Origin of the sequence: Streptomyces sp. NPDC004542 (assembly GCF_040610035.1) — a bacterium.
Lineage (GTDB): Bacteria > Actinomycetota > Actinomycetes > Streptomycetales > Streptomycetaceae > Streptomyces.
Map to the genome: position 1 here is coordinate 1 of NZ_JBEXLP010000105.1, position 23,688 is coordinate 23,688.

25 protein-coding genes, 3 tRNA genes and 1 pseudogene are annotated in these 23,688 nt (G+C 71.6%); 19 read left to right on the plus strand and 10 right to left on the minus strand.

Annotated elements, in window-relative coordinates; all coding sequences use genetic code 11:
- From ABZX30_RS33425 to ABZX30_RS33440, 4 genes and pseudogenes are all read right to left on the minus strand, one after another.
- Positions 1-224 (minus strand): annotated as a pseudogene (locus ABZX30_RS33425) (2-oxoglutarate ferredoxin oxidoreductase subunit alpha); the annotation flags it as partial.
- Between the two features lie 163 nt (positions 225-387).
- Entirely contained in the window at positions 388-1,047 is a 660-nt protein-coding gene (locus tag ABZX30_RS33430; RefSeq protein WP_355940780.1) for a response regulator transcription factor, read from the minus strand.
- 158 nt (positions 1,048-1,205) lie between these two features.
- Positions 1,206-2,576 carry a sensor domain-containing protein gene (locus ABZX30_RS33435; protein WP_355940716.1) on the minus strand — a complete coding sequence of 457 codons (1,371 nt, stop codon included), beginning with the start codon at positions 2,574-2,576 and terminating at the stop codon, positions 1,206-1,208.
- 140 nt (positions 2,577-2,716) lie between these two features.
- On the minus strand, positions 2,717-3,907 hold the full coding sequence (locus ABZX30_RS33440; protein ID WP_355940719.1) for a sensor domain-containing protein: 1,191 nt from the start codon (positions 3,905-3,907) through the stop codon (positions 2,717-2,719).
- Positions 3,908-4,141: 234 nt separating this feature from the next.
- Between ABZX30_RS33440 and ABZX30_RS33445 the strand changes: the two genes are divergently transcribed.
- From ABZX30_RS33445 to htpX, 11 genes are all read left to right on the plus strand, one after another.
- Complete coding sequence (locus tag ABZX30_RS33445) at positions 4,142-4,546, plus strand: NADH-quinone oxidoreductase subunit A (protein WP_355940722.1); 405 nt, start codon at positions 4,142-4,144, stop codon at positions 4,544-4,546.
- Positions 4,537-5,157, plus strand: coding sequence for an NADH-quinone oxidoreductase subunit B family protein (locus ABZX30_RS33450; RefSeq protein WP_355940725.1), 621 nt, complete (start codon positions 4,537-4,539; stop codon positions 5,155-5,157). Before ABZX30_RS33445 ends, ABZX30_RS33450 begins: the two co-directional genes overlap by 10 nt.
- A complete protein-coding gene (locus ABZX30_RS33455) occupies positions 5,154-6,260 on the plus strand; it encodes an NADH-quinone oxidoreductase subunit C (RefSeq protein ID WP_355940727.1) in 1,107 nt (368 codons plus the stop codon). Before ABZX30_RS33450 ends, ABZX30_RS33455 begins: the two co-directional genes overlap by 4 nt.
- Entirely contained in the window at positions 6,257-7,225 is a 969-nt protein-coding gene (locus ABZX30_RS33460) for a complex I subunit 1 family protein (protein ID WP_355940730.1), read from the plus strand. Before ABZX30_RS33455 ends, ABZX30_RS33460 begins: the two co-directional genes overlap by 4 nt.
- Before the next feature lie 80 nt (positions 7,226-7,305).
- On the plus strand, positions 7,306-7,809 hold the full coding sequence (locus tag ABZX30_RS33465) for a 4Fe-4S binding protein (protein ID WP_355940783.1): 504 nt from the start codon (positions 7,306-7,308) through the stop codon (positions 7,807-7,809).
- The gene (locus tag ABZX30_RS33470; RefSeq protein ID WP_355940733.1) at positions 7,806-8,429 is read left to right on the plus strand and encodes an NADH-quinone oxidoreductase subunit J; all 624 of its coding nucleotides are present in this window, start codon (positions 7,806-7,808) and stop codon (positions 8,427-8,429) included. The genes ABZX30_RS33465 and ABZX30_RS33470 overlap by 4 nt, the downstream gene beginning before the upstream one ends.
- Entirely contained in the window at positions 8,429-8,809 is a 381-nt protein-coding gene (gene nuoK, locus ABZX30_RS33475) for an NADH-quinone oxidoreductase subunit NuoK (RefSeq protein ID WP_355940736.1), read from the plus strand. Before ABZX30_RS33470 ends, nuoK begins: the two co-directional genes overlap by 1 nt.
- Positions 8,806-10,800 (plus strand): NADH-quinone oxidoreductase subunit L, encoded by a 1,995-nt coding sequence (locus ABZX30_RS33480; protein ID WP_355940739.1) that lies wholly within the window; start codon positions 8,806-8,808, stop codon positions 10,798-10,800. The genes nuoK and ABZX30_RS33480 overlap by 4 nt, the downstream gene beginning before the upstream one ends.
- Before the next feature lie 6 nt (positions 10,801-10,806).
- Positions 10,807-12,408 (plus strand): NADH-quinone oxidoreductase subunit M, encoded by a 1,602-nt coding sequence (locus ABZX30_RS33485; RefSeq protein ID WP_355940742.1) that lies wholly within the window; start codon positions 10,807-10,809, stop codon positions 12,406-12,408.
- Complete coding sequence (locus tag ABZX30_RS33490) at positions 12,405-13,931, plus strand: NADH-quinone oxidoreductase subunit N (RefSeq protein WP_355940745.1); 1,527 nt, start codon at positions 12,405-12,407, stop codon at positions 13,929-13,931. The genes ABZX30_RS33485 and ABZX30_RS33490 overlap by 4 nt, the downstream gene beginning before the upstream one ends.
- A 197-nt stretch (positions 13,932-14,128) precedes the next feature.
- Entirely contained in the window at positions 14,129-14,992 is an 864-nt protein-coding gene (gene htpX / locus ABZX30_RS33495) for a zinc metalloprotease HtpX (RefSeq protein ID WP_355940748.1), read from the plus strand.
- A gap of 56 nt (positions 14,993-15,048) precedes the next feature.
- Here the strand turns inward: htpX and ABZX30_RS33500 are convergent, their stop codons facing one another.
- The 3 genes from ABZX30_RS33500 to ABZX30_RS33510 all read right to left on the minus strand — a co-directional run bounded on the left by ABZX30_RS33500 (position 15,049) and on the right by ABZX30_RS33510 (position 18,217).
- Entirely contained in the window at positions 15,049-16,104 is a 1,056-nt protein-coding gene (locus tag ABZX30_RS33500) for an NAD(P)-dependent alcohol dehydrogenase (protein WP_355940751.1), read from the minus strand.
- A gap of 360 nt (positions 16,105-16,464) precedes the next feature.
- Positions 16,465-16,866 carry a YccF domain-containing protein gene (locus ABZX30_RS33505; RefSeq protein WP_355940754.1) on the minus strand — a complete coding sequence of 134 codons (402 nt, stop codon included), beginning with the start codon at positions 16,864-16,866 and terminating at the stop codon, positions 16,465-16,467.
- Between the two features lie 121 nt (positions 16,867-16,987).
- On the minus strand, positions 16,988-18,217 hold the full coding sequence (locus ABZX30_RS33510; protein ID WP_355940757.1) for an APC family permease: 1,230 nt from the start codon (positions 18,215-18,217) through the stop codon (positions 16,988-16,990).
- Positions 18,218-18,372: 155 nt separating this feature from the next.
- Between ABZX30_RS33510 and ABZX30_RS33515 the strand changes: the two genes are divergently transcribed.
- The gene (locus ABZX30_RS33515) at positions 18,373-18,639 is read left to right on the plus strand and encodes a GlsB/YeaQ/YmgE family stress response membrane protein (protein ID WP_355940760.1); all 267 of its coding nucleotides are present in this window, start codon (positions 18,373-18,375) and stop codon (positions 18,637-18,639) included.
- A gap of 71 nt (positions 18,640-18,710) precedes the next feature.
- On the opposite strand, the gene ABZX30_RS33520 is transcribed toward ABZX30_RS33515, so the two are convergent.
- A complete protein-coding gene (locus ABZX30_RS33520) occupies positions 18,711-19,199 on the minus strand; it encodes a YajQ family cyclic di-GMP-binding protein (RefSeq protein ID WP_355940763.1) in 489 nt (162 codons plus the stop codon).
- Positions 19,200-19,423: 224 nt separating this feature from the next.
- Here ABZX30_RS33520 and ABZX30_RS33525 point away from each other — a divergent pair.
- Positions 19,424-19,505: transfer RNA gene (locus ABZX30_RS33525), tRNA-Tyr, on the plus strand.
- Positions 19,506-19,653: 148 nt separating this feature from the next.
- Positions 19,654-19,893 (plus strand): hypothetical protein, encoded by a 240-nt coding sequence (locus ABZX30_RS33530; RefSeq protein WP_355940766.1) that lies wholly within the window; start codon positions 19,654-19,656, stop codon positions 19,891-19,893.
- A 33-nt stretch (positions 19,894-19,926) separates the two neighbouring features.
- Here ABZX30_RS33530 and ABZX30_RS33535 read toward each other — a convergent pair whose 3' ends face one another.
- Complete coding sequence (locus tag ABZX30_RS33535; RefSeq protein WP_355940769.1) at positions 19,927-20,583, minus strand: NAD(P)H-binding protein; 657 nt, start codon at positions 20,581-20,583, stop codon at positions 19,927-19,929.
- A 76-nt stretch (positions 20,584-20,659) separates the two neighbouring features.
- Positions 20,660-21,910 (minus strand): amidohydrolase family protein, encoded by a 1,251-nt coding sequence (locus ABZX30_RS33540; protein ID WP_355940771.1) that lies wholly within the window; start codon positions 21,908-21,910, stop codon positions 20,660-20,662.
- Positions 21,911-22,165: 255 nt separating this feature from the next.
- Here ABZX30_RS33540 and ABZX30_RS33545 point away from each other — a divergent pair.
- The 5 genes from ABZX30_RS33545 to ABZX30_RS33565 all read left to right on the plus strand — a co-directional run bounded on the left by ABZX30_RS33545 (position 22,166) and on the right by ABZX30_RS33565 (position 23,604).
- A tRNA-Thr gene (locus ABZX30_RS33545) sits at positions 22,166-22,238 on the plus strand.
- A gap of 46 nt (positions 22,239-22,284) precedes the next feature.
- A tRNA-Met gene (locus tag ABZX30_RS33550) sits at positions 22,285-22,357 on the plus strand.
- Positions 22,358-22,446: 89 nt separating this feature from the next.
- Entirely contained in the window at positions 22,447-22,611 is a 165-nt protein-coding gene (rpmG, locus tag ABZX30_RS33555) for a 50S ribosomal protein L33 (protein ID WP_003948671.1), read from the plus strand.
- A gap of 101 nt (positions 22,612-22,712) precedes the next feature.
- Positions 22,713-23,168 carry a MaoC family dehydratase N-terminal domain-containing protein gene (locus ABZX30_RS33560; RefSeq protein WP_355940774.1) on the plus strand — a complete coding sequence of 152 codons (456 nt, stop codon included), beginning with the start codon at positions 22,713-22,715 and terminating at the stop codon, positions 23,166-23,168.
- Between the two features lie 7 nt (positions 23,169-23,175).
- Positions 23,176-23,604, plus strand: coding sequence for a MaoC family dehydratase (locus tag ABZX30_RS33565; RefSeq protein ID WP_355940777.1), 429 nt, complete (start codon positions 23,176-23,178; stop codon positions 23,602-23,604).
- The last annotated feature ends 84 nt before the right edge of the window (positions 23,605-23,688 follow it).

Here is a 23,688-nt window from a genome sequence, read left to right on the forward strand (position 1 = left end):
ATCTCGGCCGGGAAGTTCGGCAGCGTCGACAGATCATTCCCGAACGACGCCGTCTCCGACGTGAACCGGTCACCCGTGAGCTGCATACCGTCACCCGAGTCACCCGCGAACCGGATGACCACCCGGTCCAGACGGCGGACGTCCTTCCCCGCCGCCGGTTTGCGCTGTACTCCCACGACGGCTCCGTCGGCCTGTTCCGCTGCGCTGCTGACCTGGCTGGTCACTGAACTGGACCTCCTTCGAGGCGGCTGTCCGGGGCGTGGTCGTCCCGTGGACCTTCCCAGGATCAACCCTACGTCGCTTAGGGTCGCCTTCCCTCGGCCATTCGCATGATGGACGGCGATGCGCAGGGGTGCCCCGGCCGCCCTCTCCCCGGTGCCCCGGCCGTCACGAGTTCAGGTAGGTGAGGACCGCCAGCACCCGCCGGTGGTCCCCGTCGCTGGGCGAGAGGCCCAGCTTCAGGAAGATGTTGCTGACGTGCTTCTCCACGGCTCCGTCGCTGACCACCAGCTGCTTGGCGATCGCCGAGTTCGTGCGGCCCTCGGCCATCAGCCCCAGGACCTCCCGCTCGCGCGGAGTGAGCCCCGTGAGCACGTCCTGCTTGCGGCTGCGCCCGAGCAACTGCGCGACGACCTCCGGGTCCAGTGCCGTGCCGCCCCGGGCCACCCGTACCACCGCGTCCACGAACTCGCGGACCTCGGCGACCCGGTCCTTGAGCAGATAACCGACGCCGTGGCTGGAACCGGCCAGCAGTTCGGTGGCGTAACGCTCCTCCACGTACTGTGACAGCACCAGCACCCCGAGCCCGGGGTGCGCCCTGCGCAGCCGTACGGCCGCCCGGACGCCCTCGTCGGTGTGGGTCGGCGGCATCCGTACGTCCGCCACCACCACGTCCGGCAGGGTGGCCTGCGCGTCCAGGTCGGCGATGGTCTTGATCAGCGCCTCGGCGTCCCCCACCCCGGCGACGACCTCGTGCCCGCGGTCGGTCAGCAACCGGGTCAGGCCCTCCCTCAGCAGCACCGAGTCCTCGGCGATGACCACCCGCACCCTGTCCTCCACGATCTCCCGGCCCCCCACAGCCCGTCCCGCCTACCCGTCCGCGAATCCGTCCGCGTACCTGTCCGCGCCCGTCGTCACGTGTTCGTACGAAGGTCCAGCATTCCAGCATCGGGCGCGGGCCGTGCCCGGACACGGAGATTCACGGGTCAACGGCGCCAGGGCAGCTCCGCCGTCACCCGGGTGGGGCCCCCGGCCGGGGAGTCGACCAGGAGGATGCCGTCCACCGCGCCCAGCCGTTCGGCGAGCCCGGCCAGCCCCGACCCGGCGGACAGATCGGCCCCGCCGGCCCCGTCGTCGACGACCTGGAGCATCAGCCGGCTCTCCGACCGCCACACGTCCACGGTGGCCGACGTGGCCCGGGCGTGCTTGCTGACGTTCTGCAGCAGCTCGGAGACGGTGAAGTAGGCGATCCCCTCGATGGCGGGGGCCGGCCGTTCGGCGAGGTCCACCTCGACCCGGACCGGCACGGTGCAGCGGGAGGCGACGGCGGACAGGGCGGCGTCCAGGCCGCGGTCGGTCAGGACGGCGGGATGGATGCCGCGCGCCAGGTCGCGCAGCTCCTGAAGGGCGGTCTTCACCTCGCCGTGCGCGTCCTCGACCATGCGGGCGGCCGCCTCCGGGTCCTCGGCGAGCTTCTCCTTCGCCAGCCCCAGGTCCATGGCGAGCGCCACCAGCCGGGCCTGCGCGCCGTCGTGCAGGTCGCGCTCGATGCGCCGAAGGTCGGCCGCCGCCGTGTCCACCACGACACCCCGGTCGGACTCCAGCTCCACCACCCGCTTGGCCAGCCGCGACGGCCCGAGCAGCCCCTGCACCATCAGCCGGTCCACCAGCGTCAGCGCCCGGACGATCCACGGCGTGGCCAGCGTGAAGAGCAGCCCGACCAGCGCGGTCACCGTGATCTCGAACGGGTTGTCGAGGTAGACGCTGTGGTGGGCGTCGCCGTACAGCTGAAGGCCGCCCTGGCCGCCGTACACCGGGAACAGCCAGAACCACAGCGGGTACGTCAGCAGCGCCCAGCCGTACGCCCAGAAGTTGACGGCGACGACGAAGGAGAGCACCGCCCAGGGGAAGTGCAGCAGCGCGTACAGCAGGTGCCGCCAGGACGTGCCGCTCTTCAGGACCGCGCCCATCCAGGCCAGCGGGCCGTTGCCGCCCACCCGCAGCGGCTCGGGTTCGGCCACCTCGAGGCGGAGCAGCCCGCGTGCCCGCGCCCGCTCCAGCACCCCCAGGCCCCGGCAGCCCGCCAGCGCCCCGGCCAGCACCGGGATGCCGAGGAACGTCACCAGCAGGCCCGCGCCGAGGGCCACCATCGTCACGGCGTAGCAGAAGGTCAGGACGGCGATCGGCAGGCTCAGCAGGACGTAGCCGAACTCGCGCCAGCTGCGGCCCTCCAGCGGCGCCCGCAGCGCGGCGGGCAGCCGGTGCGGGCGGTGCCCCCGGTCGTCGGTGCCGCGGTGTCCGGCCCGGCCGCCGCGGCCGTACCTCTGCCCGTACCCGTCTCCGTACTCCGTGGCCATCGGTCTCGTCCCGTTCTCCTCGTGGGGGTGGCTGTGTCGCCCTCGCGGCCGGCTGTGCCGCCGTACGTCCCTGCCTGCGTCCAGCCTGCTGCGGCGCAGGTCGACGGGCCATGGAGGCCGTCGGCGTCTTGGCCGGGGGGTTATCCCCACCCCTGCCCGGGGGCCTGGGTCCGGTCCCGCCAGGGCAGCTCGGCGGTGACGGTGGTCGGGCCGCCTGTGGGCGAGTCGACGACGAAGAGCCCGTCGACCGCGCCGAGCCGCTCCGCCAGCCCCCGCATCCCCGTGCCGCCGTCCAGCCGGGCGCCGCCGCGCCCGTCGTCCCACACCTGGAGCATCAGCCGGTCCTCGGACCGCCACACCTCGACGGAGGCGGATCTCGCCGCGCTGTGCTTGCTGACGTTCTGCAGCAGCTCGGAGACGGTGAAGTAGGCGATGCCCTCGATCGCGGCGGCCGGCCGCTCCGCCAGGTCGGTGGTGACCTTCACCGGCACCGTGCAGCGGGACGCCACGGAGGACAGGGCGGCGTCCAGGCCGCGGTCGGTGAGGACGGCCGGGTGGATGCCCCGCGCCAGGTCGCGCAGCTCCTGGAGCGCCAGTTTCACCTCGCCGTGCGCCTCCTCGACCATCGCGGCGGCCGAATCGGGGTCCTCCAGCAGTTTCTCCTTCGCCAGGCCGAGCCCCATCGCCAGACTGACCAGCCGGGCCTGCGCCCCGTCGTGCAGGTCGCGCTCGATGCGCCGCAGGTCGGCCGCCGCCGTGTCCACCACCACTCCCCGGTCGGATTCCAGTTCGGCGATACGGCGTTCGAGCTCGTCCGAGGGCGACAGCAGGGCCCGCACCATCGCCCGGTCCGCGTTCGCCAGGCCCCGCGCGATGAACGGCAGCACCGGCCACAGCACGAACAGCGAGGAGAAGGTGACGGCGAAGGTGAGGACGCCCCAGGGCAGCCGGATCAGGTCGTACAGCAGCGTCCGCCAGCCCACCGGGTCCTTCAGGGCCATCCACAGCCGCTGGAACAGCCCGCCGCCCTTCCTGAGCGGCAGCGGCGTCGGCTCCTCCACCCGCACCCCGAGCAGGCCCCGCGCCCGGGCCCGCTCCAGCTTCCCCAGCTGACGCGCGCCCAGCAGGCTCGCCGCGAGCAGCGGGAACCCGACCACGGTGAGGGTCAGGACGCCGCTGACCAACAGCACGCTGAAGACGTAGACGAAGCCGAAGACCGCCACCGGCAGGTTGGCCAGGAGGTGCGCGATCTCCTTCCAGGTGTGCTGGTCGAAGGCGAAGCGGGCGGGCGGCGGACGGTGGTCGGCGGCACTGGGGTCGGGTGCGGTCATACGGGTCAGGGTGCCGTGCCCGGCGCCACCGCGCCATGAGGTCCGCCGCCGCCGTGCACGGGGGAAAACCCCACCCTCACCGTGCTCGACCGCCTCGAGGCGTGACGGGCTGCTTACCCGCTCTTTATCAGGGCCTAGACTCCCGTGCGTACACATCGTCGGATCACGTCAACCACCGCGGTCGACGATTCACGGTTCACCGCGGTCACCGGGTCAGGGAGCGAGGGACGCAGGGTGCGGGAGACGTTGGGGGGCTCGACCGTCGTCGCGGCGGACTACTTCCGGTCCTATGCGGTCGTGGGACTGCTCGCCCTGGTCGGCGTGCTGTTCGTCGCGGTCGCCTTCGGGGCGGGCCGCCTGCTGCGGCCGGTCGTCCCCACCCCGGAGAAACTGCTCACCTACGAGTGCGGCGTCGATCCCGTCGGCGAGGGCTGGGCCCACACCCAGGTCCGCTACTACGTCTACGCCTTCCTCTACGTGATCTTCGCGGTCGACTCGGTCTTCCTGTTCCCCTGGGCGACGGTCTTCGCCGCCCCCGGCTACGGCGCCACGACCCTGGTGGAGATGTTCATCTTCCTCGGCTTCCTCGCCGTGGGCCTGCTGTACGCATACAAGAAGGGCGTCCTGGCATGGACGTGACCCCCGTTCCTTCCGAGCCCGTCCCGCTTCCCGAGCCGAAGCGGCTGGGCGCGCTCGCCCGTCTGGCCCCCGAGCCGATGAAGGTCGTCCTGAACTGGGGCCGCCGCTATTCGCTGTGGGTCTTCAACTTCGGCCTCGCCTGCTGCGCGATCGAGTTCATCGCCGCGTCCATGGCCCGCCACGACTTCATCCGCCTGGGCGTCATCCCGTTCGCGCCGGGCCCGCGCCAGGCCGACCTGATGGTGGTCTCCGGCACGGTGACGGACAAGATGGCCCCGGCCGTCAAGCGCCTGTACGAGCAGATGCCCGAGCCCAAGTACGTCATCTCCTTCGGCGCGTGCAGCAACTGCGGCGGGCCGTACTGGGACTCCTACTCGGTGACGAAGGGCGTCGACCAGATCATCCCGGTAGACGTGTACGTGCCCGGCTGCCCGCCCCGCCCCGAGGCCCTCCTGCAGGGCATCCTCAAGCTCCAGGAGAAGATCGCCCAGGAGTCGCTCGGCGAGCGCTACGGCTCCACCGGAGCCCCGCGCCCCTCCACCGCGGCCCTGCGGAGCGGCCTGGTGCGGCCCCCGGCGCAGTCCACCGGCGGGGACGGTGACGCCCGATGACCACGGTCGGCTGGCTCCCCGTCCCCGTCGGGGACCTCTTCGGCACGGAGGCCACGGCCGAGGAGTCCTACGAGGTCCTGACGGTCGACGTACCGTCCTCCTCCTGGATCCCCGCGCTGGAGACCGCGCGCACCACCCTGTCCTGCACCTACTTCGACTGGCTGAGCGCGGTCGACGAACCGGGCACGGGCTTCCGCGTCTCGGCGCACGTCGTCGCCCTCTCCCCGGTGCGCCGCCTGCTGCTGCGGACCACGGTCCCGCACGAGACGCCGACGCTCGCCTCCGCCGTCGGCGTCTACGCGGGCGCGGCCTGGCACGAACGCGAGACGCACGAGATGTTCGGCGTCCGCTTCGAGGGCCACCCCGCCCTGGACCACCTCCTCCTGCCGGAGACCTTCGAGGGCCACCCCCTGCGGAAGGACTTCGTCCTGGCCGCCCGGGTCGCCAAGGCCTGGCCGGGCGCCAAGGAACCCGGGGAGTCCGCGGCAGGCGCCGCGCACGGCGGCCCCAAGCGCCGCCAGATGCTTCCCCCGGGCGTCCCGGACCCCAACGAGTGGGGCCCCCTCAAGGGCCAGCTGCCCCCGGCCCCGGCCCGCCCGGCACGCGGCGCGGGACGCGCGGCGGCCGCCGGGGAGCGGCCCGCGCGTGCGGCGGGGGAGCGGCCGGTGCGGCGGACGCGTACCGCCGGGGAGGGATCGGTGAGCCAGGCCGCGGCGGAGGCCGCTGCCGCGGAGGCCACCCCGGACCAGGCACCGCCCACGGCTCCGCGCCGGGCCCGCAGCGCGACCGGGGGGTCCGCCTCGCAGCGTGCACAGGACGCCCGGAGTGCGGGCGGTGCGGAGTCGACCGCGCCCACGGAACCCACGGAACCCACGGTGACGCCGCCGGACACCTCCGCCCGGCCCGCCCCGCGCTCCACCGCCCCGCACAGCTCGGACGCCCCCTGGCACCACGCCCGCCCGGCCTTCGACGAACCGGAGGCCAAGCGCGAGCGGGAGCCGGAGTCCGAGCCGGAGCCGGCGCGAAAGCCGGAGCCGGAGTCCGGCGTCGAACCCGGCGAGGAGTCCCCCACCCGCAACGACCCCACAGGAGGCCCGCAGTGAACGACGCGCTGGACGTCGCCCTGCGACTCCTGGTCGTGTTCGTCGTCTTCCTCACCTTCCCCCTGATCGTCGGCCAGACCGAGCACAAGGTGATGGCCCACATGCAGGGCCGCCTCGGCCCGATGTACGCCGGCGGCTTCCACGGCTGGGCGCAGCTCATCGCGGACGGTGTGAAGTTCGCGCAGAAGGAGGACGTCGTACCCGCGGGCGCGGACCGCCGCATCTTCCAGCTCGCCCCCGCCGTCGCCCTCCTGCCGTACCTCCTGGTGCTCCTCGCCATCCCCATCGGCCCGGGCGAGGGCGCGGTCGGCCAGGTCCTGGACGCCGGCGTGTTCTTCGTGCTCGCCGTGATGGGCGTCGGCGTCCTCGGCTCGCTCATGGCCGGCTGGGCCAGCGCCAACAAGTTCTCCCTCCTCGGCGGCCTGCGCACCGCCGCTCAGCTCCTCGCCTACGAACTGCCGATGCTGCTCGCCGCCGCCTCGGTGGCGATGGCGGCGGGCACCGTGTCGATCCCCGGGATCCTCCACGCCTTCCACTGGTGGTGGCTGCCCTGGCAGATCGTCGGCGCGGTCGTCTTCTTCGTGGCCGGACTGGCCGAACTGCAACGCCCGCCCTTCGACATGCCCGTCGCCGACTCCGAGATCATCTTCGGCGCGTACACCGAGTACACCGGCCTGCGCTTCGCCCTGTTCCTGCTCGCCGAGTACGCCGGGATCGTCGTTCTGTGCGGCCTGACCACCGTTCTCTTCCTGGGCGGCTGGCACGGCCCCTGGGGCGCCGACGGCCTCGGCTGGGTCTGGACCCTGCTGAAGACCGCGATCCTCGCCTTCGTCGTCATCTGGCTCCGCGTCACCTATCCCCGCCTGCGCGAGGACCAGCTGCAGAAGCTCTCCTGGACCCTCCTCGTGCCCCTCTCCCTCGCCCAGATCGCCCTCACCGGCATCGTCAAGGTGGTGATCTCCTAGTGGCCGAGCCACTCCGGCCCACCCGGCCCCGCGTCCCCGGCTCCGGCCTCGCCAAGGGCCTGGCCGTCACCCTGCGCACCATGACGAAGAAGACCGTCACCGAGCAGTACCCGGACGTCCAGCCCGACCTCCCGCCCCGCACCCGCGGTGTCATCGGGCTGTTCGAGGAGAACTGCACGGTCTGCATGCTGTGCGCCCGTGAGTGCCCGGACTGGTGCATCTACATCGACTCGCACAAGGAGACGCTCCCGGCGGCGGCCCCCGGCGGCCGCGAACGCAGCCGCAACGTCCTCGACCGCTTCGCCATCGACTTCTCCCTGTGCATGTACTGCGGTATCTGCATCGAGGTCTGTCCTTTCGACGCCCTGTTCTGGTCCCCGGAGTTCGAGTACGCCGAGACCGACATCCGCGACCTCACACACGAGCGCGACAAGCTCCGCGAGTGGATGTGGACGGTCCCGGCCCCGCCCGCCCTCGACCCCGGCGCGGAGGAACCCAAGGAGATCGCCACCGCCCGCAAGGCGGCCGAGAAGCTGGCGGCCGCTCAGGACCGGCCGGCCGGGCCGCAGGAGGGAGACTCGTGAGCCTCGCGGCCGAAACCCACGGTTTCCTCTCCCCGAACGGCGTCGAGATCGCCTTCCTCCTCGTCGGCCTGGTCACCTTCGGCGCCGCGCTGATCACCGTCACCACCCGGCAGCTGGTGCACGCAGCCCTGTGGCTGGTGGTGGCCCTCGGCGGACTCGCGGTGGAGTACCTGCTGCTCACCGCCGAGTTCATCGCCTGGGTGCAGGTTCTCATCTACGTCGGTTCCGTCGTCGTCCTCCTGCTGTTCGGTCTGATGCTCACCCGGGCCCCCATCGGCCGCTCCCCGGACGCCGACTCCGGCAACCGCTGGGCCGCCCTCGCCGTGGCCGTCACCGCCGCGGCGAGCCTGGTCTGGGTGGTCGTCGACGCCTTCCGCACCACCTGGATCGACCTGGACGGCCCGGCCGCCGGCTCGACCGAGGTCACCGGCGCCAGCCTCTTCCAGAACTGGGTCCTCCCCTTCGAGGCCCTCTCCGTCCTCCTCCTCGCCGCCCTGGTCGGCGCGATCGTCCTGTCCCGCAAGGCGAAGGCGTACGCGGCCACCGGCACCGGCCGCGCCGTCCCCGGCGCCCGCGACGGCAACGGAGCCGACCCGGCCGACAAGGAAGGTGTCCGCTGATGCACCTCGCCTATCCCGCCGTGCTCTCCGCCCTCCTGTTCTGCACCGGCCTGTACGGCGTCCTCGCCCGCCGCAACGCGATCCTGGTCCTGATGTCGGTCGAGCTGATGCTCAACGCCGTCAACCTGAACCTGGTCGCCTTCGACGTCTGGCTCAGCAAGGCCGCCCGGGAGACCCTGCACTCCGGCCAGGCCCTGACCCTGTTCACCATCGCCATCGCCGCCGCCGAGATCGGCATCGGCCTGGCCATCGTCCTCTCCGTCCACCGCAACCGCGGCACCTCCGACATCGACCGGCTCCGCGACACCGCCGAGGGCCACGCCGGTGACGGCCCCGACAGCGACGCCCCCGCGGCCGAGAAGGCTGAGGCCCCCGCGTGACCACGACCACCCTCGCCGTCCTCGTCCCCCTCCTGCCGTTCCTGGGCGCCGTCGCCGGACTGCTGCTCGGCCGCACGGCCCCGGGTTTCACCCGCCCGCTCGCCGTCCTGCCGCCGCTCGCCTCCCTGGCGCTGGCCGTGCTCGTCGCCGTACGCCAGGGCGGCGGCCGGGCGATCACCGCCGCCACCGAACTCACACCCACCGGCTCCGTCCCGATCGAGCTGGCCCTGTACATCGACGGATTCGCCGCCCTCGTCGCCGTCCTGGTCGGCGTCGTCGCCACCTGCGTGCAGATCTACTCGACCGGCTACCTGCGCGACGACCCGCGCTACCCCTCCTACGCGGCCCTCGTCTCCCTGTTCACCTCCGCGATGTTCCTGGTCGTCTACTCGGGCGACCTGATCGTGCTGCTGGTCGGCTGGGAAGTCATGGGCATCTGCTCCTACTTCCTGGTCGGCCACTACTGGGAGACCCCGGAAGCCCGCGCCGCCTCACTCAAGGCCTTCCTGGTCACCAAGCTCGGTGACGTGCCCTTCCTCATCGGCCTGTTCGCACTCGGCACCGACGCCGGGTCGTTCAAGATCACCCGCGTCCTCGGCACCGTCGCGAGCGGCGGCCTGCACCACCCGACGCTGATCGCCCTGCTGCTCCTGGCAGGCGTGGCCGGCAAGTCGGCACAGTTCCCGCTGCACACCTGGCTCCCCGACGCGATGGCGGGCCCGACACCCGTCTCCGCGCTGATCCACGCCGCGACGATGGTCGCCGCCGGTGTCTACTTCGTCGCCCGTCTCCTCCCCGTCTTCGAAGCCTCCTCGGCCGCGCTGCTCGTCCTCGCCGTCATGGCCGCCGTCACGATGACCGGCTCCGGTCTCGCCGCGCTCGCCCAGGACGACATCAAGCGCGTCCTCGCCTACTCGACGATCGGCCAGCTCGGCTACATGACGGGCGCCCTCGCCGTCGGCGACCGCGGCGCCGCCGTCTTCCACCTCCTCTCCCACGGCGCCTTCAAGGCGCTGCTGTTCCTCGCCGCCGGCGTGATCATCCACGCCTCCGGCACCAACTCGCTGGCCGCGACGTCCCGCATGAGCCACCTGCGCGACCGCATCCCCGACGCCTACTGGACGATGACCGTGGCGCTCCTCGCGCTCGCCGCGATCCCTCCCTTCAGCGGCTTCTTCTCCAAGGAGTCCGTCCTCGGCGCCGCCGAGCACGCCGCCACCGGCCACACCGGCCACGCCCCCGCCGCCGCGGGCTGGCTCGTCCTCGTCGCCGGCCTGCTCACCGCCCTGCTCACCGCCGCCTACGCCACCCGCCTGTGGCTGCTGGCCTTCCGCGGGCGCGGAGCCGAGGCCCCCGACCACGGCCGTCAGCCGCTCACCATGACCGTCGTGCTGTGGGTGCTCGCCGTCCCGTCCCTCGCCTTCGGCGCCTTCGCCTACCGGACGCTGCCCGACTGGTTCGGCGGCCGTGACCTCACCCCGACCCTCCTTACCTCCATCCTCGGCACCGGCCTCGCCCTGGTCGGCGGGATCGTCACCTACGGCGTCTGGCAGCGCACCACCGCACTCGCCGTCCGCTTCCCCCTCGGCGCGGTCGCCGCCCACCCCGAGGGCGACGCCGGACTGGTCGAGGCCGAGGCCATCGCCAGCCACGCGCCCGTCTACGGCGGTGTGGCCTACGCCCCCGACCCGGCCGACCCCGGACGGCTGCTGCTCGGCCCGCTGCACCGGCACGCGGCCGTCGGCTTCCACCTGGACGCCGTGTACGCGGCGCTGTTCGTCCGCCCGGTCCAGGCCGCGGCGAGCCTCGTCCGGTTCCTCGACCGCGAGGTCGTCGACACCTACGTACGCGGCGCGGCCGCGCTGCCCCGGCTGCTCGGGGCCGCCGTGCGGCGCACCCAGACCGGCAATGTGCAGACCTATGTGAGCGCGCTGCTCGCCGGCACCGTCGTCCTGACGGTCGCCGTCCTCCTCGTCGCCTCGGGAGCGTGAGCAGGCGTGATCGATATCAACGAGTCCGTGATGCAGTTCCTTCTGGCATTCGTCGTCGTCGCCCCGCTCCTGGGCGCGCTCGCCGCTCTCCTGCCGGCCCCGCCCGGGCTGAAGGGGAAGTCGCCCGAGCAGGCCGTGCTCCGGCACGGCGTCACCGTGACCGGCGCGGTCCTCATCGCCGCGATCGTCCTCGCACTCGGCTTCGACCACGACCATCCGTCGAAGATGCAGGCCACGACCGACATCAGCTGGATCCCCGCACTCGACGTACGGATCCACCTCGGCATCGACGGCATCTCCCTCCCCCTTCTGGTCCTGACCGCGCTGCTGACCTTCCTCTGCGCGCTCTACTCGTACTTCAAGCAGCACCATCAGCGGCCGACACCGCCGACCGCCGCAGGCCCGAACCCGAAGGCCTTCGTCGCGCTGCTGCTCCTCCTCGAGTCCGGCACCCTCGCGACCTTCGCCGTCCTCGACCTGCTGCTGTTCTTCCTCGCGTTCGAGACGGTGCTCATCCCGATGTACTTCCTCATCGCCCGCTGGGGCGGCGAGGGCCGGACCCGGGCCGCCTGGAAGTTCATCCTCTTCACACTGCTCGGGTCCGTGGTCATGCTGCTCGGCCTGCTCCTGATCGGAATCAAGGCGGGCACGTTCGACATGGTGGCACTCGCCACTGACAACGGCCGGTCGCTGACCACATCCGTGCAGGTCATCGCCGTTCTGGCGATCGGGATCGGGCTCGCGGTCAAGACGCCGATGTGGCCGCTGCACAGCTGGCTGCCGGACGCCCACACCGCCGCGCCCACCGTCGGATCGGTCCTGCTGGCGGGCGTCCTGCTGAAGATGGGTACGTACGGGTTCGTCCGCATCCTGCTCCCGATCGCCCCGGACGGCTTCCACACCTTCGCGCCCTACCTCGCCGCCTTCGCCGTCGTCGGCATCATCTACGGATCCCTGGCCTGCCTGGCCCTCGCCAAGCAAGGTGCGAAGGGAGATCTGAAGCGGCTCATCGCCTACTCCTCCGTCGGCCACATGGGCTTCGTCCTGCTCGGCATCGCCACCACCACCCCGACCGGCGTGAACGGCGCCCTGTTCGCCAACATCGCCCACGGCCTCATCACCGGCCTCCTCTTCTTCCTGGTCGGCGCGCTGAAGGACCGCACCGGCAGCACCGACCTCGACACCCTGGCCCAGGAGACCGGCGCCGCGCTGTACGGCAAGGCCCCCCGCCTCGGCGGCCTGCTCGCCTTCGGCGCGGTCGCCTCCCTCGGACTGCCGGGCCTCGCCGGGTTCTGGGGGGAGATGCTGGCGCTGTTCGGCGCGTTCAAGCCCGCCGCGGACCTCAGCCGCCCCGCGTTCCTCACCTTCATGGCGATCGGCGCGTTCGGCACGCTGCTGACGGCCGCGTACATGCTCGTCGTGGTCCGCCGCGTCTGCATGGGCGCGGTACCGCAGGACGTCCCCGAGCTCGCCGACGTCCGCGGCTACGAGTTCGCGGCCTGGACCCCGCTCGTCGCCCTCACCGTCGTCGCCGGGCTCTGGCCGAAGGCTCTCCTCGGCCTGACGAACCCGGCCGTGCAGCAGCTCCTCGCAGGAGGCACCCGATGAGCGCCCTGGCCCAGCCCCTGGCCCAGTCGGTGGTGCAGTCCGTCGACTGGCTCGCGATCGCCCCGCCCACCCTCGCGGCCGTCGTCGCCCTCGCCGTCCTCGTCGCCGACCTGTTCGTGTCCGACGCCAGGAAGGCCGTACTCGGCTGGGTGTCCGTCGCCGGGCTCGCCGCCTCGGCCCTCCTGCTGCTGCCGCTCCTGGACGGCGACCGCAGCACCTTCTGCCTCACCGGCGCCACGCACGCGTGCAGCTACACCGCCGACCGGTTCACCCTCGTCATCCAGTTCCTCGTCCTCGGCGGCGCGCTCCTCGCGGCCCTGCTGTCGGTCACCGCGCTGAAGGACGCCGGGCGACGCGTCCCCGAAGGCGAGTTCTGGTTCCTGCTGCTCTCCTCCGCCGCGGGCGCCGCCCTCCTGCCCGCCTCCCGCGACCTCGCGACCCTCGTCGTCGCCCTGGAGGTCGCCTCCCTGCCCGCCTTCGCCCTCGTCGGCATCCGGCACGGCGACCGGCGCTCCTCGGAAGCGGCCCTGAAGTTCTTCCTGTCCTCCGTCACCGCCACCACGGTCAGCCTGATGGGGATCAGCTTCGTCTACGCCTCCACCGGCACCCTCTACCTCACCCAGGTCGCCGACCGGATCCAGCACGTCGACGGACAGCTCCACACCCTCGCCCAGACCGGCGTCGTCCTCACCCTCGTCGGCTTCGCCTTCAAGACGGCCGCCGTCCCGTTCCACTTCTGGGTGCCCGACACCTACGTCGGCGCCCCACTGCCCATCGCCGCCTACCTGTCGGTCGTCGGCAAGGCGGTCGGCTTCTCCGGCCTGATCCTCGTCACCGTCGTCGCCTTCCCGTCGTACGCCGACGTCTGGGGCCCGGCCCTGGCCGGCCTGGCCGCCCTCACCATGACCGTCGGCAACGTCGCCGCCCTGCGCCAGCAGGCCACGCGCGCGTACAGCGCGGTACGGCTGCTCGCCTGGTCCTCCGTCGGCCAGGCCGGCTACCTGCTGGTGCCGATCGCCGCCGCCGGATACACCGAGGACGCCCAGAAGGCCATCGGCTCCACGGTCGCGTACGCCCTGATGTACGCCGCCGTGAACCTCGGCGCCTTCGCCGTGGCCGCGCTCGTCGGCCGTACCAGGTCCCTCAACCGGATCACCGACTACCGTGGCCTCTACGCGTCGAACCCGCTGACCGCACTCCTCCTGGCGTTCTTCCTGCTGTGCCTCGCCGGTCTCCCCCCGGGCGTCATCGGCCTGTTCGCCAAGGTCACCGTCTTCTCGGCGGCCGTCGACGCGGGTCTCGGCTGGCTCGCCGTCGTCATGGCCGTCAACGTGGTGATCGCGCTGTTCTACTACCTCCAGTGGACGGCCCTGCTGTTCCGCGCCCCCGAGGGCGAGCCCGGCCGCCTCCGCGTTCCGGCCCCCGTCACCGCCGCGCTCGCCCTCACCGGCGTCCTCGGCGTCGTCCTCTCCGGCGCACCCCAGCTCGTCCTGCGCTTCGCCGCCACCGGCCTGTTCGGATGACTCTCCGCGCGCACAGGGGGCACCCGTGCTCCCATGCGCGCGTGAGGCCGTCCCGCCCATAAGGGCACGTCACCCGTACGGCCGACACGCGCCGCCGCCTGTACCAGGGAACTCGCGGCGGCCACCTGGCGTTGACCAGAACAGGAGGGTCCACTGGACCCGAGAGTTCACCCGCTGCGCGATTTGGAGGGCGTACCGTGCACCGCCGGCACAACGGGCTCAGGACGGCAGTACTCCTCGGTGGACTGTCCGCACTCATCATCGTCATCGGCAGCTTCTTCGGCCGCACGGGACTGGTCGTCGCGGTCCTCGTCGCCCTCGGCACGAACGCGTACGCGTACTGGAACAGCGACAAGCTGGCTCTACGCGCGATGCGCGCCCGCCCGGTCAGCGAGTTCGAGGCCCCGGTCCTGTACCGCATGGTCCGCGACCTCTCCACCCAGGCCCGCCAGCCCATGCCGCGCCTGTACATCTCCCCGACGGAGGCACCGAACGCCTTCGCCACCGGCCGCAACCCGCGCAACGCCGCCGTGTGCTGCACCGAGGGCATCCTGCGCCTCCTCGACGAGCGCGAACTGCGCGGCGTCATCGGCCACGAGCTCAGCCACGTCTACAACCGCGACATCCTCATCTCCTCGGTGGCCGGCGCGCTCGCCTCGGTGATCATGTTCCTGGTCAACTTCGCCTGGCTGATCCCGATCGGCCGCTCCGACGACGACGAGGGCCCCGGCCTGCTCGGCATGCTGCTGATCATGATCCTGGGCCCGCTCGCCGCCAGCCTGATCCAACTGGCGATCAGCCGGTCCAGGGAGTACGAGGCGGACGCCTCCGGCGCCCAGCTCACCGGCGACCCGCTCGCCCTCGCCAGCGCCCTGCGCAAGCTCGAGACCGGCACCCAGCAGCTTCCGCTGCCTCCCGAGCCCCGTATCGAGACCGCGAGCCACATGATGATCGCCAACCCCTTCCGCCCCGGACAGGGACTGACCAAGATGTTCTCCACGCACCCGCCGATGGCGGACCGCATCGCCCGGCTGGAGAAGATGGCGGGCCGTCACCGGTGAGAAGGGTCCAAGACGTCAGCTGACCTGCCGAAGCCGCCGAACTGGCGGGGACGGGGTCATCGCAGGTCGCTCATGTCCAGCACGAACCGGTAGCGAGCCGCCTTGTCGACCACCTTCGGCCACACGGCACCCACCTGACGGGCGGGAACCACCTCGACCTGGGGCCGGATGCCGTGCTGGGCGCAGAACGCGAGGACCTCGTGGGTCTCGCGGACGCTACCGACGTTCGAGCCGGCGAGGGAGTTCTGGGCGGCGGTGAGCGAGAAGGCCCCGAACTCGTTGGCGAGCGTCGTGTTGTCGATGCCGACGCGGCACAGTGTCGCTCCTCGCTTGAGGAGACGCACATAGGGATCCAGGGGATGGGTGGCCGAAATGGTGTCGAGTATGAAGTCGAAATGGCGTGTGTACTTGGCCGTCTGGTCCGGGTCGGAGTTCACCACCACGTCGGAGGCGCCGAACCGACGGATGTCACCCGCCTTCCCGGCGGACGTGGTGAAGGCGACCACCTCTGCCCCCAGGGCACCGGCCAACTGGATCGCGAGATGCCCGAGTCCGCCCACCCCGAGAATCGCGACCCGGGAACCGCGGCCCACGCCCCAGTTGCGCAGCGGAGACCAGACCGTGACGCCGGCGCACATGAGGGGGCCCGCGTGCTTGAGGTCGATCGCCTTCGGGATCGGGTAGACGTACTTGTCGCGCACGACGATTCCCGTGGAATATCCCCCCAGCGGATATCCGCCGGGATAGTCGGCTGCGTCTGCGTACTCCGGGAGCGGATTGCCGTAAGTGAAGAGCGCGAAGTTGAGGCAGTACTGCTCCCTTCCGGCCCTGCACTCCTCGCAGGTGCGGCACGAGTCGACGTACGTTCCCACACCGACCCGGTCCCCGACCTTGAACCGGCTCACCTGGGATCCCACGGCCGTGACGACCCCGGCCATCTCGTGCCCGGTGACCAGCGGGTAGTGCTGGGGTCCCCAGTCTCCGTGAGCCGTGTGTATGTCCGAGTGGCAGACGCCGGAGAAGTCGATGCGCACCTGCACGTCGTCGGCCCGGACCGGCCTGCGCTGGAAGCGGTGGGTCCGGAAGCTGCCCGAGGTGTCGAAATTGGCCATTCCGACGACGTCCATCGGGCCGGGCGATCCCGAAGCCGTCGCGGCTTCGGCCCGCGAAGCGGTGTCAGCCAGCACTCCTGCTGCCATCGCTGTCGCGGCAGTTCCGTAAAGGAAATTACGACGGCCGACACCCGAACCAGCCTGTGCATTACCAAGCGACATGAATTCCACCTTGGTTGTCCGGCTATTCCATTGAGGAAACTACCCGTGGGGAGGTGCCGGACGGTCGCTCAAGGTGACCCTGGCAGGGCCACCTTGAGCATGCCCTGTCCCAAAACTGTCCATTTCCTTTGGGGTTTCCCTGAATTTCCGATGAATTTCCGGACGGGGTGGGTGGGTGGGGCGAGTGGCCGGAACAGGTCAGCGCCCGGCGAATCCCTGGTCGGAGGGCACGATCTCGCGTCCCAGAGGCATGAGCGAGAGGGGGATGAGCTTCAGGTTCGCCCAGCCGAAGGGGATTCCGATGATCGACAGGAACAGGGGGATGCTCGTGATCAGATGCCCCAGCGCCAGCCACCATCCCGCGAAGATCACCCAGATCACGTTGCCGATGAACGACCCCGCTCCGGCGTTCGGCCGTTCCACGGCGGTGCGGCCGAACGGCCACAGCACGAACCCGGCTATACGCAGCGACGCGATGCCGAACGGGATGGTGATGACGAGGACGAAGCAGATCACCGCAGCGATCAGGTAGCCGATTGCCATCCAGAGGCCGCACAGGACGAGCCAGAGAATGTTGAGCAGCAGGGTGAACAGCTTCATGATCGGTCCCTTTCCAGGGTCGCTTCCGCCCACGGGGCCTGCTGCCTCAAGTATCAGCCGATCATGCGTCGCGCAGGAACCGCAGCGCCCTCGGAATGTGACCGGGAAGGTCCCGAGACGATCACCGCCGTACGGCGAAGGCCAGCGCCCCCACCGTCAGCACCCCCGCCCCCACCGCCACCGAGACCGCCGGCAGGGCGACGGCCAGCGTCACGCATCCCAGCAGCCCCACCGCCGGCACCAGCCGTGCCCGCGCAGCCGGGCTCAGCGTCCACGCCGAGGCGTTGGCGATCGCGTAGTAGGCCAGCACACCGAAGGAGGAGAAGCCGATGGCACCCCGTACGTCCACCGCCGCCGCCACCACGGCGACGACCGCGCCCACGGCCAGCTCCGCGCGGTGCGGGACCTTGAATCGCGGATGGACGGCGGCCAGCGCCCCGGGCAGATGGTGGTCGCGGGCCATGGCCAGCGTGGTCCGTGACACGCCCAGGATCAGCGCGAGCAGCGACCCCAGCGCGGCCACCGCGGCCCCCACCCGCACCACGGGCGCCAGCCCCGGCACCCCGGCCGCCCGCACCGCGTCGGCCAGCGGTGCCTCCGCCTGCCCGAGACCGCCCGCGCCGAGCACGGAGAGAGCGGCGACGGCCACGCACACGTACACGGCCAGCGCGATACCGAGGGCGAGCGGGATCGCGCGGGGGATGGTGTGCGCCGGGTCCCGCACCTCCTCGCCGAGGGTCGCGATCCGCGCGTACCCGGCGAACGCGAAGAAGAGCAGCCCGGCCGCCTGAAGCACTCCGCCGCCGCCCGAGGACAGCCCGATGCTCAGCCGGCCGGCGTCGGACCGGGCGGAGGCCAGGCAGACGACCACCACGGAAGCGAGGACCGCCAGCACCACGGCCACGATCACCCGCGTCAGCCAGGTGGACTTCTGGATGCCGCCGTAGTTCACCGCGGTCAGCGCCACCACGGCCGCGACCGCCACCACGTGGGCGTGCCCCGGCCAGACGTACGCGCCGACGGTGAGCGCCATCGCCGCGCAGGAGGCCGTCTTCCCGACGACGAAGGCCCAGCCCGCGAGACAGCCCCAGAACACCCCGAGGCGCTCCCGCCCGTACACGTAGGTGCCGCCCGAGGCCGGATACAGGGCGGCGAGCCGTGCCGACGAGGTGGCGTTGCAGTAGGCCACCACGGCGGCGACGGCCAGCCCGAGCAGCAGCCCGGACCCGGCCGCGCGGGCGGCGGGCCCCAGGGCGGAGAACACACCCGCCCCGAGCATCGAGCCGAGCCCGACGACCACGGCGTCGCGCACGCCCAGCGTGCGCCGCAGCCCTGAACCGGAAGGTGTCATGCGCTGGACCCTACTGAGCGGTGCAACCACCGGGTGTGCCCGCGGCGTCTTGTGCAGCAACACGGCACGAACACGCGCGCGACGGACAGGCTCTCCTCACGGAATTCCCAAGGGCCGTACAGTGCGTGCACAGCGCGGAAGGGCAGGTTCAGGGCATGAGCATCCTCGGTTGGATCATTCTGGGACTTCTGGCCGGAGCCATCGCCAAGGTCCTGCTGCCGGGCCGGGACCCGGGCGGCTTCATCGGCACGACCCTCATCGGCATCGCGGGTGCGTTCATCGGCGGCTGGATCTCGGCCCGCTGGCTGGACCACCCGGTCTCCAAGCACTTCTACGACGGCGCCACCTGGGCGGCCGCGATCGGCGGCTCGCTCGTCCTGCTGATCGTCTACCGCATCCTGTTCGGCAACTCGCGCGACTGACCGTCGGCTCGGTCACGGCGGAGGGGCGGGCACCGCCGGGTGCCCGCCCCTCCGTGCGAGGGAGCCCCCTCCTACCGGTAGTTCACGAACTGCAGCGCGAAGTCGAAGTCCTTGCCCTTCAGGAGGGCGATCACGGCCTGCAGGTCGTCACGGCTCTTGGAGCTGACGCGCAGCTCGTCGCCCTGCACCTGCGCCTTCACGCCCTTGGGGCCCTCATCGCGGATGATCTTCGCCACCTTCTTGGCGTTCTCCTGGGAGATGCCCTCCTCGATGGACGCGAAGATCTTGTACTCCTTGCCGGAGAGCTGGGGCTCGCCCGCGTCCAGCGCCTTCAGGGAGATGCCGCGCTTGATCAGCTTGGACTGGAAGACGTCGAGGACCGCCTTGACCCGCTCCTCGGAGTTCGCCTCCATCAGGATCTTCTCGCCGGACCACGAGATCGAGGCACCCACGCCCTTGAAGTCGTAGCGCTGGGAGATTTCCTTGGCGGCCTGGTTGAGGGCGTTGTCGACCTCCTGCCGCTCGACCTTCGAGACGATGTCGAAACTGGAGTCGGCCATGTCCTGTGGCTCCTTGTATCGGGGTGCGTATCGGGTGCGTGCCGGCGTGCGCGGCGGACGCCGACGAGCCCGGCACGAGGCCGGACCGCATCCGCACCAGCCTAGCCACCCCGCGTCCCCGAGGGGCCGATCAATCGAGTGGCGAAGCACCCCTCCCGATCGGGTATTGTTTACGTCGTTGCCAGGGAGCACCGCCGAAAAGCGGTTCGACCGGCCTCACCCCCGGCGGTGTGCCCGAGCGGCCAAAGGGAGCAGACTGTAAATCTGCCGGCTCAGCCTTCCCAGGTTCGAATCCTGGCGCCGCCACACTGGGGAAGACCCTCTCTGATCTGCGGAGACGCAGAATGGAGGGGGTCTTTTGCGTTGCCGTGTCCGTCGATCACGCAGTGACGTGCCCCACCTCGCGCGTCTCCTCGCCCAGGGCGTTGTCAGTGCCCCGGGGCACACTGGCCGCATGTCCTCCGCGCCCTCCCGGTCCGGGCCGTCGTCCCGGCGCAGAACCTGTCCGGTGTGCCGTCGTGACATCGCCGTCGTCGCCGGGCGGTTCGCGCGGCATGATCCGCCCGGGGAGCGGCGCGGTGGTGAGCTCGTCTCGTGCTCCGGGTCGCGGCGGCAGGCGGAACTGGGGGCCGTACAGCCGTCGTTGGACGGGTATGCGCTGCCGGAGTTCCCCGGGCAGCTGCCCCTGTTCTGACCGCCCGCCGCCGTCCGCGCACCGGCCCTCGGCTCAGTTGCCCGCCACCGACTTCACCGCCACCGTCACCGGAGTCGACCCGCCGATCAGCTCCAGCGTCAGGCCCGCCGTCGCCGGGGACTCCACCAGTTCCGCCAGGACGGCCGCCACGTCGGCACGCGGGATCGAACCGCGGCCGGTGTGCGCCTCCAGGCGTACCAGGCCGGTGCCGGCGTCGTTCGTCAGCGAACCGGGGCGCAGGATCGTCCAGTCCAGGGCGTCCAGGCCGCGGACGTGGGCGTCGGCCTCGCCCTTGGCGCGCAGGTAGACGTCGAAGACGTCGTCCCCCTGGTGCGCCGGATCAGCGCCCATGGACGAGACGACCACGAAACGGCGTACGCGTGCCCGGACGGCGGCGTCCGCGAACAGCGTGGCCGCGGCCTTGTCCACCGTGTCCTTGCGGGCGGCGCCGCTGCCCGGGCCGGCGCCCGCCGCGAAGACCGCCGCGTCCGCACCCTGCAGATGTGCCGCGACCTCCTCCACCGAGGCCGACTCCAGGTCGAGCAGAACCGGTTCGGCGCCCATCTCCCGCAGGTCGTCACCCTGTTCCGCCTTGCGGATGATGCCCGCGACCTCGTATCCGCGTCCGGCGAGCAGCCGCTCCAGCCGCAGCGCGATCTGACCATGACCACCAGCGATGACTATGCGCATGTTTCCGACCGTACGCCCGAAGGGACGTATCCGCCGCACGGCTCCGGTGCCGCCCCGCAGGTCCGGGCGGCGCCGGTCAGGACAGCTCGCCCCGGCCCTGCCGCGGCAGCCCCAGCTCCGCGGCGGCGGCCGAGTTGCAGTACTCGCGCACCGCGCTGGTCCGCGCCACCACGCGCCCCCGGTGCACCACGATCCGGCTGTACGCCAGGGAGAGCGCGCCGGCGAGGTGATCGCCGCGCACGGCGAGGAGTTCGGCGGGGAACCCGGCCTCGACGCGCACCTCGGGCAGGCCGAGCACGGCGCGAGCGGAGGCGCTGACCGCGTCGTAGGCGTCCGCGGGGCCCAGGCCGTGGCGGGAGGCCAGCAGATAGGCCGCCTCCAGCGGATCGCCGCGTCCCACCGGGTTCGAGACGTCCCGCAGCGCGCCGCTGCCGGCCGCGACCCGCACCCCGGCGGCGCGCAGCAGCCGGACGGGAGCCGTGTCACGCCCCTCGACGTTCCCGCAGCCGCCCTGGGGCAGGCACACCACCGTCACGCCGGCCGCCGCGAGCCGGTCGGCGATGCGCGAGGCCGCCTCGGCGGGCAGCCGGGCCAGGCCGGCGCACGGGCCGAGCGTCACGCCGGTACGGAGGCCGCCCGCCATCGCCGCGAGCCGGGCCAGGCGGGCCGGGTCGGCGGCGTCCGTGTGCAGGTCCACCGGGCAGCCGTGCTCGGAGGCGATCTCCAGCACCGCCTCCACGTAGCCCGTCGGATCCGGGTCCAGGTCGGGACAGCCGCCCACCACGGAGGCGCCCATCTTCACCGCGTCCCGCAGCATGGCCAGCCCGTCCGCTCCGGCCACCCCGGTCAGTACCCGGGGCACCGCCACCAGCGTCAGCTCCGCGAGCCCGCGCAGCGAGCGCCGTGCCCGCAGGACGGCGGCCAGCGCGCCGAGTCCCTGGACGTCGCCCACGCGCACGTGCGCCCGCAACGCCGTGGCCCCGTGGCCCAGCTGGAGCAGGGCGGCCTCTGTGGCCCGGCGCTGGACTTCGTCGGGGTCGTGGGAGACGGGGCCGCCGTCCTCGGCGGACAGTGCCGTGTCGCCGTGGGCGTGCGGCTCGGCCGGGGCCGGGAGCAGCAGATACCCGCCGAGGTCCACGCGTGCGCCGCCGGCCCGGGCGGGGGCCGGCGCCAGGCTGCCGGCCGTGCCGACCGCCTCGATGCGTCCGCCGCCCAGCCGTACGTCCACGGCCCGTCCGTCGGTCAGGCGCGCCCCGCACAGCAGGAGGGGGGCCGCGTCGGGCTGTCCCGGCGACGACGAAGACGGCTGCGGTCGGCTCTCGGGCATCGCGCTCCAGGGACTCGGGGCCGCGTGAACGGGCGCATGATCACGCAGAGTGAGTCGAGCCTAAGGTGGCCGGCCGCGCCTGACGGGGAGGAGCGCAATAGTCGTACCGGCGTGGTCCGTCCCTCGGGGCGCAGGTCGCGGGGTGTGCGGGAGGGCCGTGCGCGGCCGGAGTGAGCCCTGCTGGAGGGGGCGGGGCGGGTCGTCCGGAATGGATTTGGGTGAACGGCGGCCGAGCGTGTAATGTCTTCATCGCTCGCCCCAATAGCTCAGTCGGCAGAGCGTCTCCATGGTAAGGAGAAGGTCTACGGTTCGATTCCGTATTGGGGCTCTGGTGTGAGAGGTTCCCGTCGCGAGGCGGGAACGGATCGCATCACAGCGGTGTAGCTCAGTCGGTAGAGCAAGCGGCTCATAATCGCTGTGTCACCGGTTCAAGTCCGGTCACCGCTACTCACAGTAGCCGATTGCGGGGTCGGTCCTTCGATCGGCTACTCTTTCTTGCGTTAAATCATCCCATCCGTTCGTCAAGGAGCACTCACGTGGCTGCCACCGACGTCCGCCCGAAGATCACGCTGGCCTGCGTGGAGTGCAAGGAGCGGAACTACATCACCAAGAAGAACCGGCGTAACAACCCGGACCGTCTTGAGATGAAGAAGCACTGCCCGCGTTGCAACGCGCACACCGCGCACCGCGAAACGCGATAAATCAGGCTCGTACACGAGGCCGTCCCCGGAGAACCGGGGGCGGCCTCGCGTCGTTGAGCGACCAGTACCGGTCAGTAGAGCAAGCAGGAGGTGCCGAGTCCATGGCGCTCGACCAGTCCTTCGTGGGGCGGACCTACCCGCCCACCGAGCCCTATGAGGTGGGCCGGGAGAAGATCCGCGAGTTCGCCGAGGCGGTGGGCGACCCCAATCCGGCGTACACGGACGCGGAGGCCGCCAAGGCACTCGGTCACCCCGATGTGATCGCCCCGCCGACCTTCGTCTTCGCGATCACCTTCAAGGCCGCGGGACAGGTCGTCGAGGACCCTCAGCTCGGCCTCGACTACAGCCGCGTGGTGCACGGCGACCAGAAGTTCGCCTACACCCGCCCGGTGCGCGCCGGCGACCGGCTCTCGGTCACCTCGACCATCGAGGGCATCAAGTCCCTCGCGGGCAACGACATCCTGGACATCCGCGGCGAGGTGCACGACGAGGCCGGCGAGCACGTCGTGACCGCCTGGACCAAGCTCGTCGCGCGCGCCGCGGCCGAGGAGGCGTGAGGAAGCGATGACGGCGAAGATCGCGTACGACGACGTCGAGATCGGCACCGAGCTGCCGGCGCGGACGTTCCCTGTGACCCGCGCCACCCTCGTCCGGTACGCGGGTGCCTCCGGGGACTTCAACCCGATCCACTGGAACGAGAAGTTCGCCAAGGAGGTGGGCCTGCCGGACGTCATCGCGCACGGCATGTTCACCATGGCCGAGGCGATCCGCGTGGTCACCGACTGGACCGGCGACCCGGGCGCGGTCGTCGAGTACGGCGTGCGCTTCACCAAGCCCGTCGTCGTCCCCAACGACGACCAGGGCGCCACGATCGAGGTCAGCGCCAAGGTCGCGGCCAAGCTCGACGACAACACCGTCCGCGTGGACCTCACGGCGACCAGCGCCGGACAGAAGGTCCTGGGCATGTCCCGGGCGGTCGTGCGGCTCGCCTGAGCGGAGCCGGGCAGAAGGCACCTCCAGGGCCCGTGTGCGAGGGCGTAGTTCTGGATGAACTTCTGTGTACCAGCGGCAGCTTCA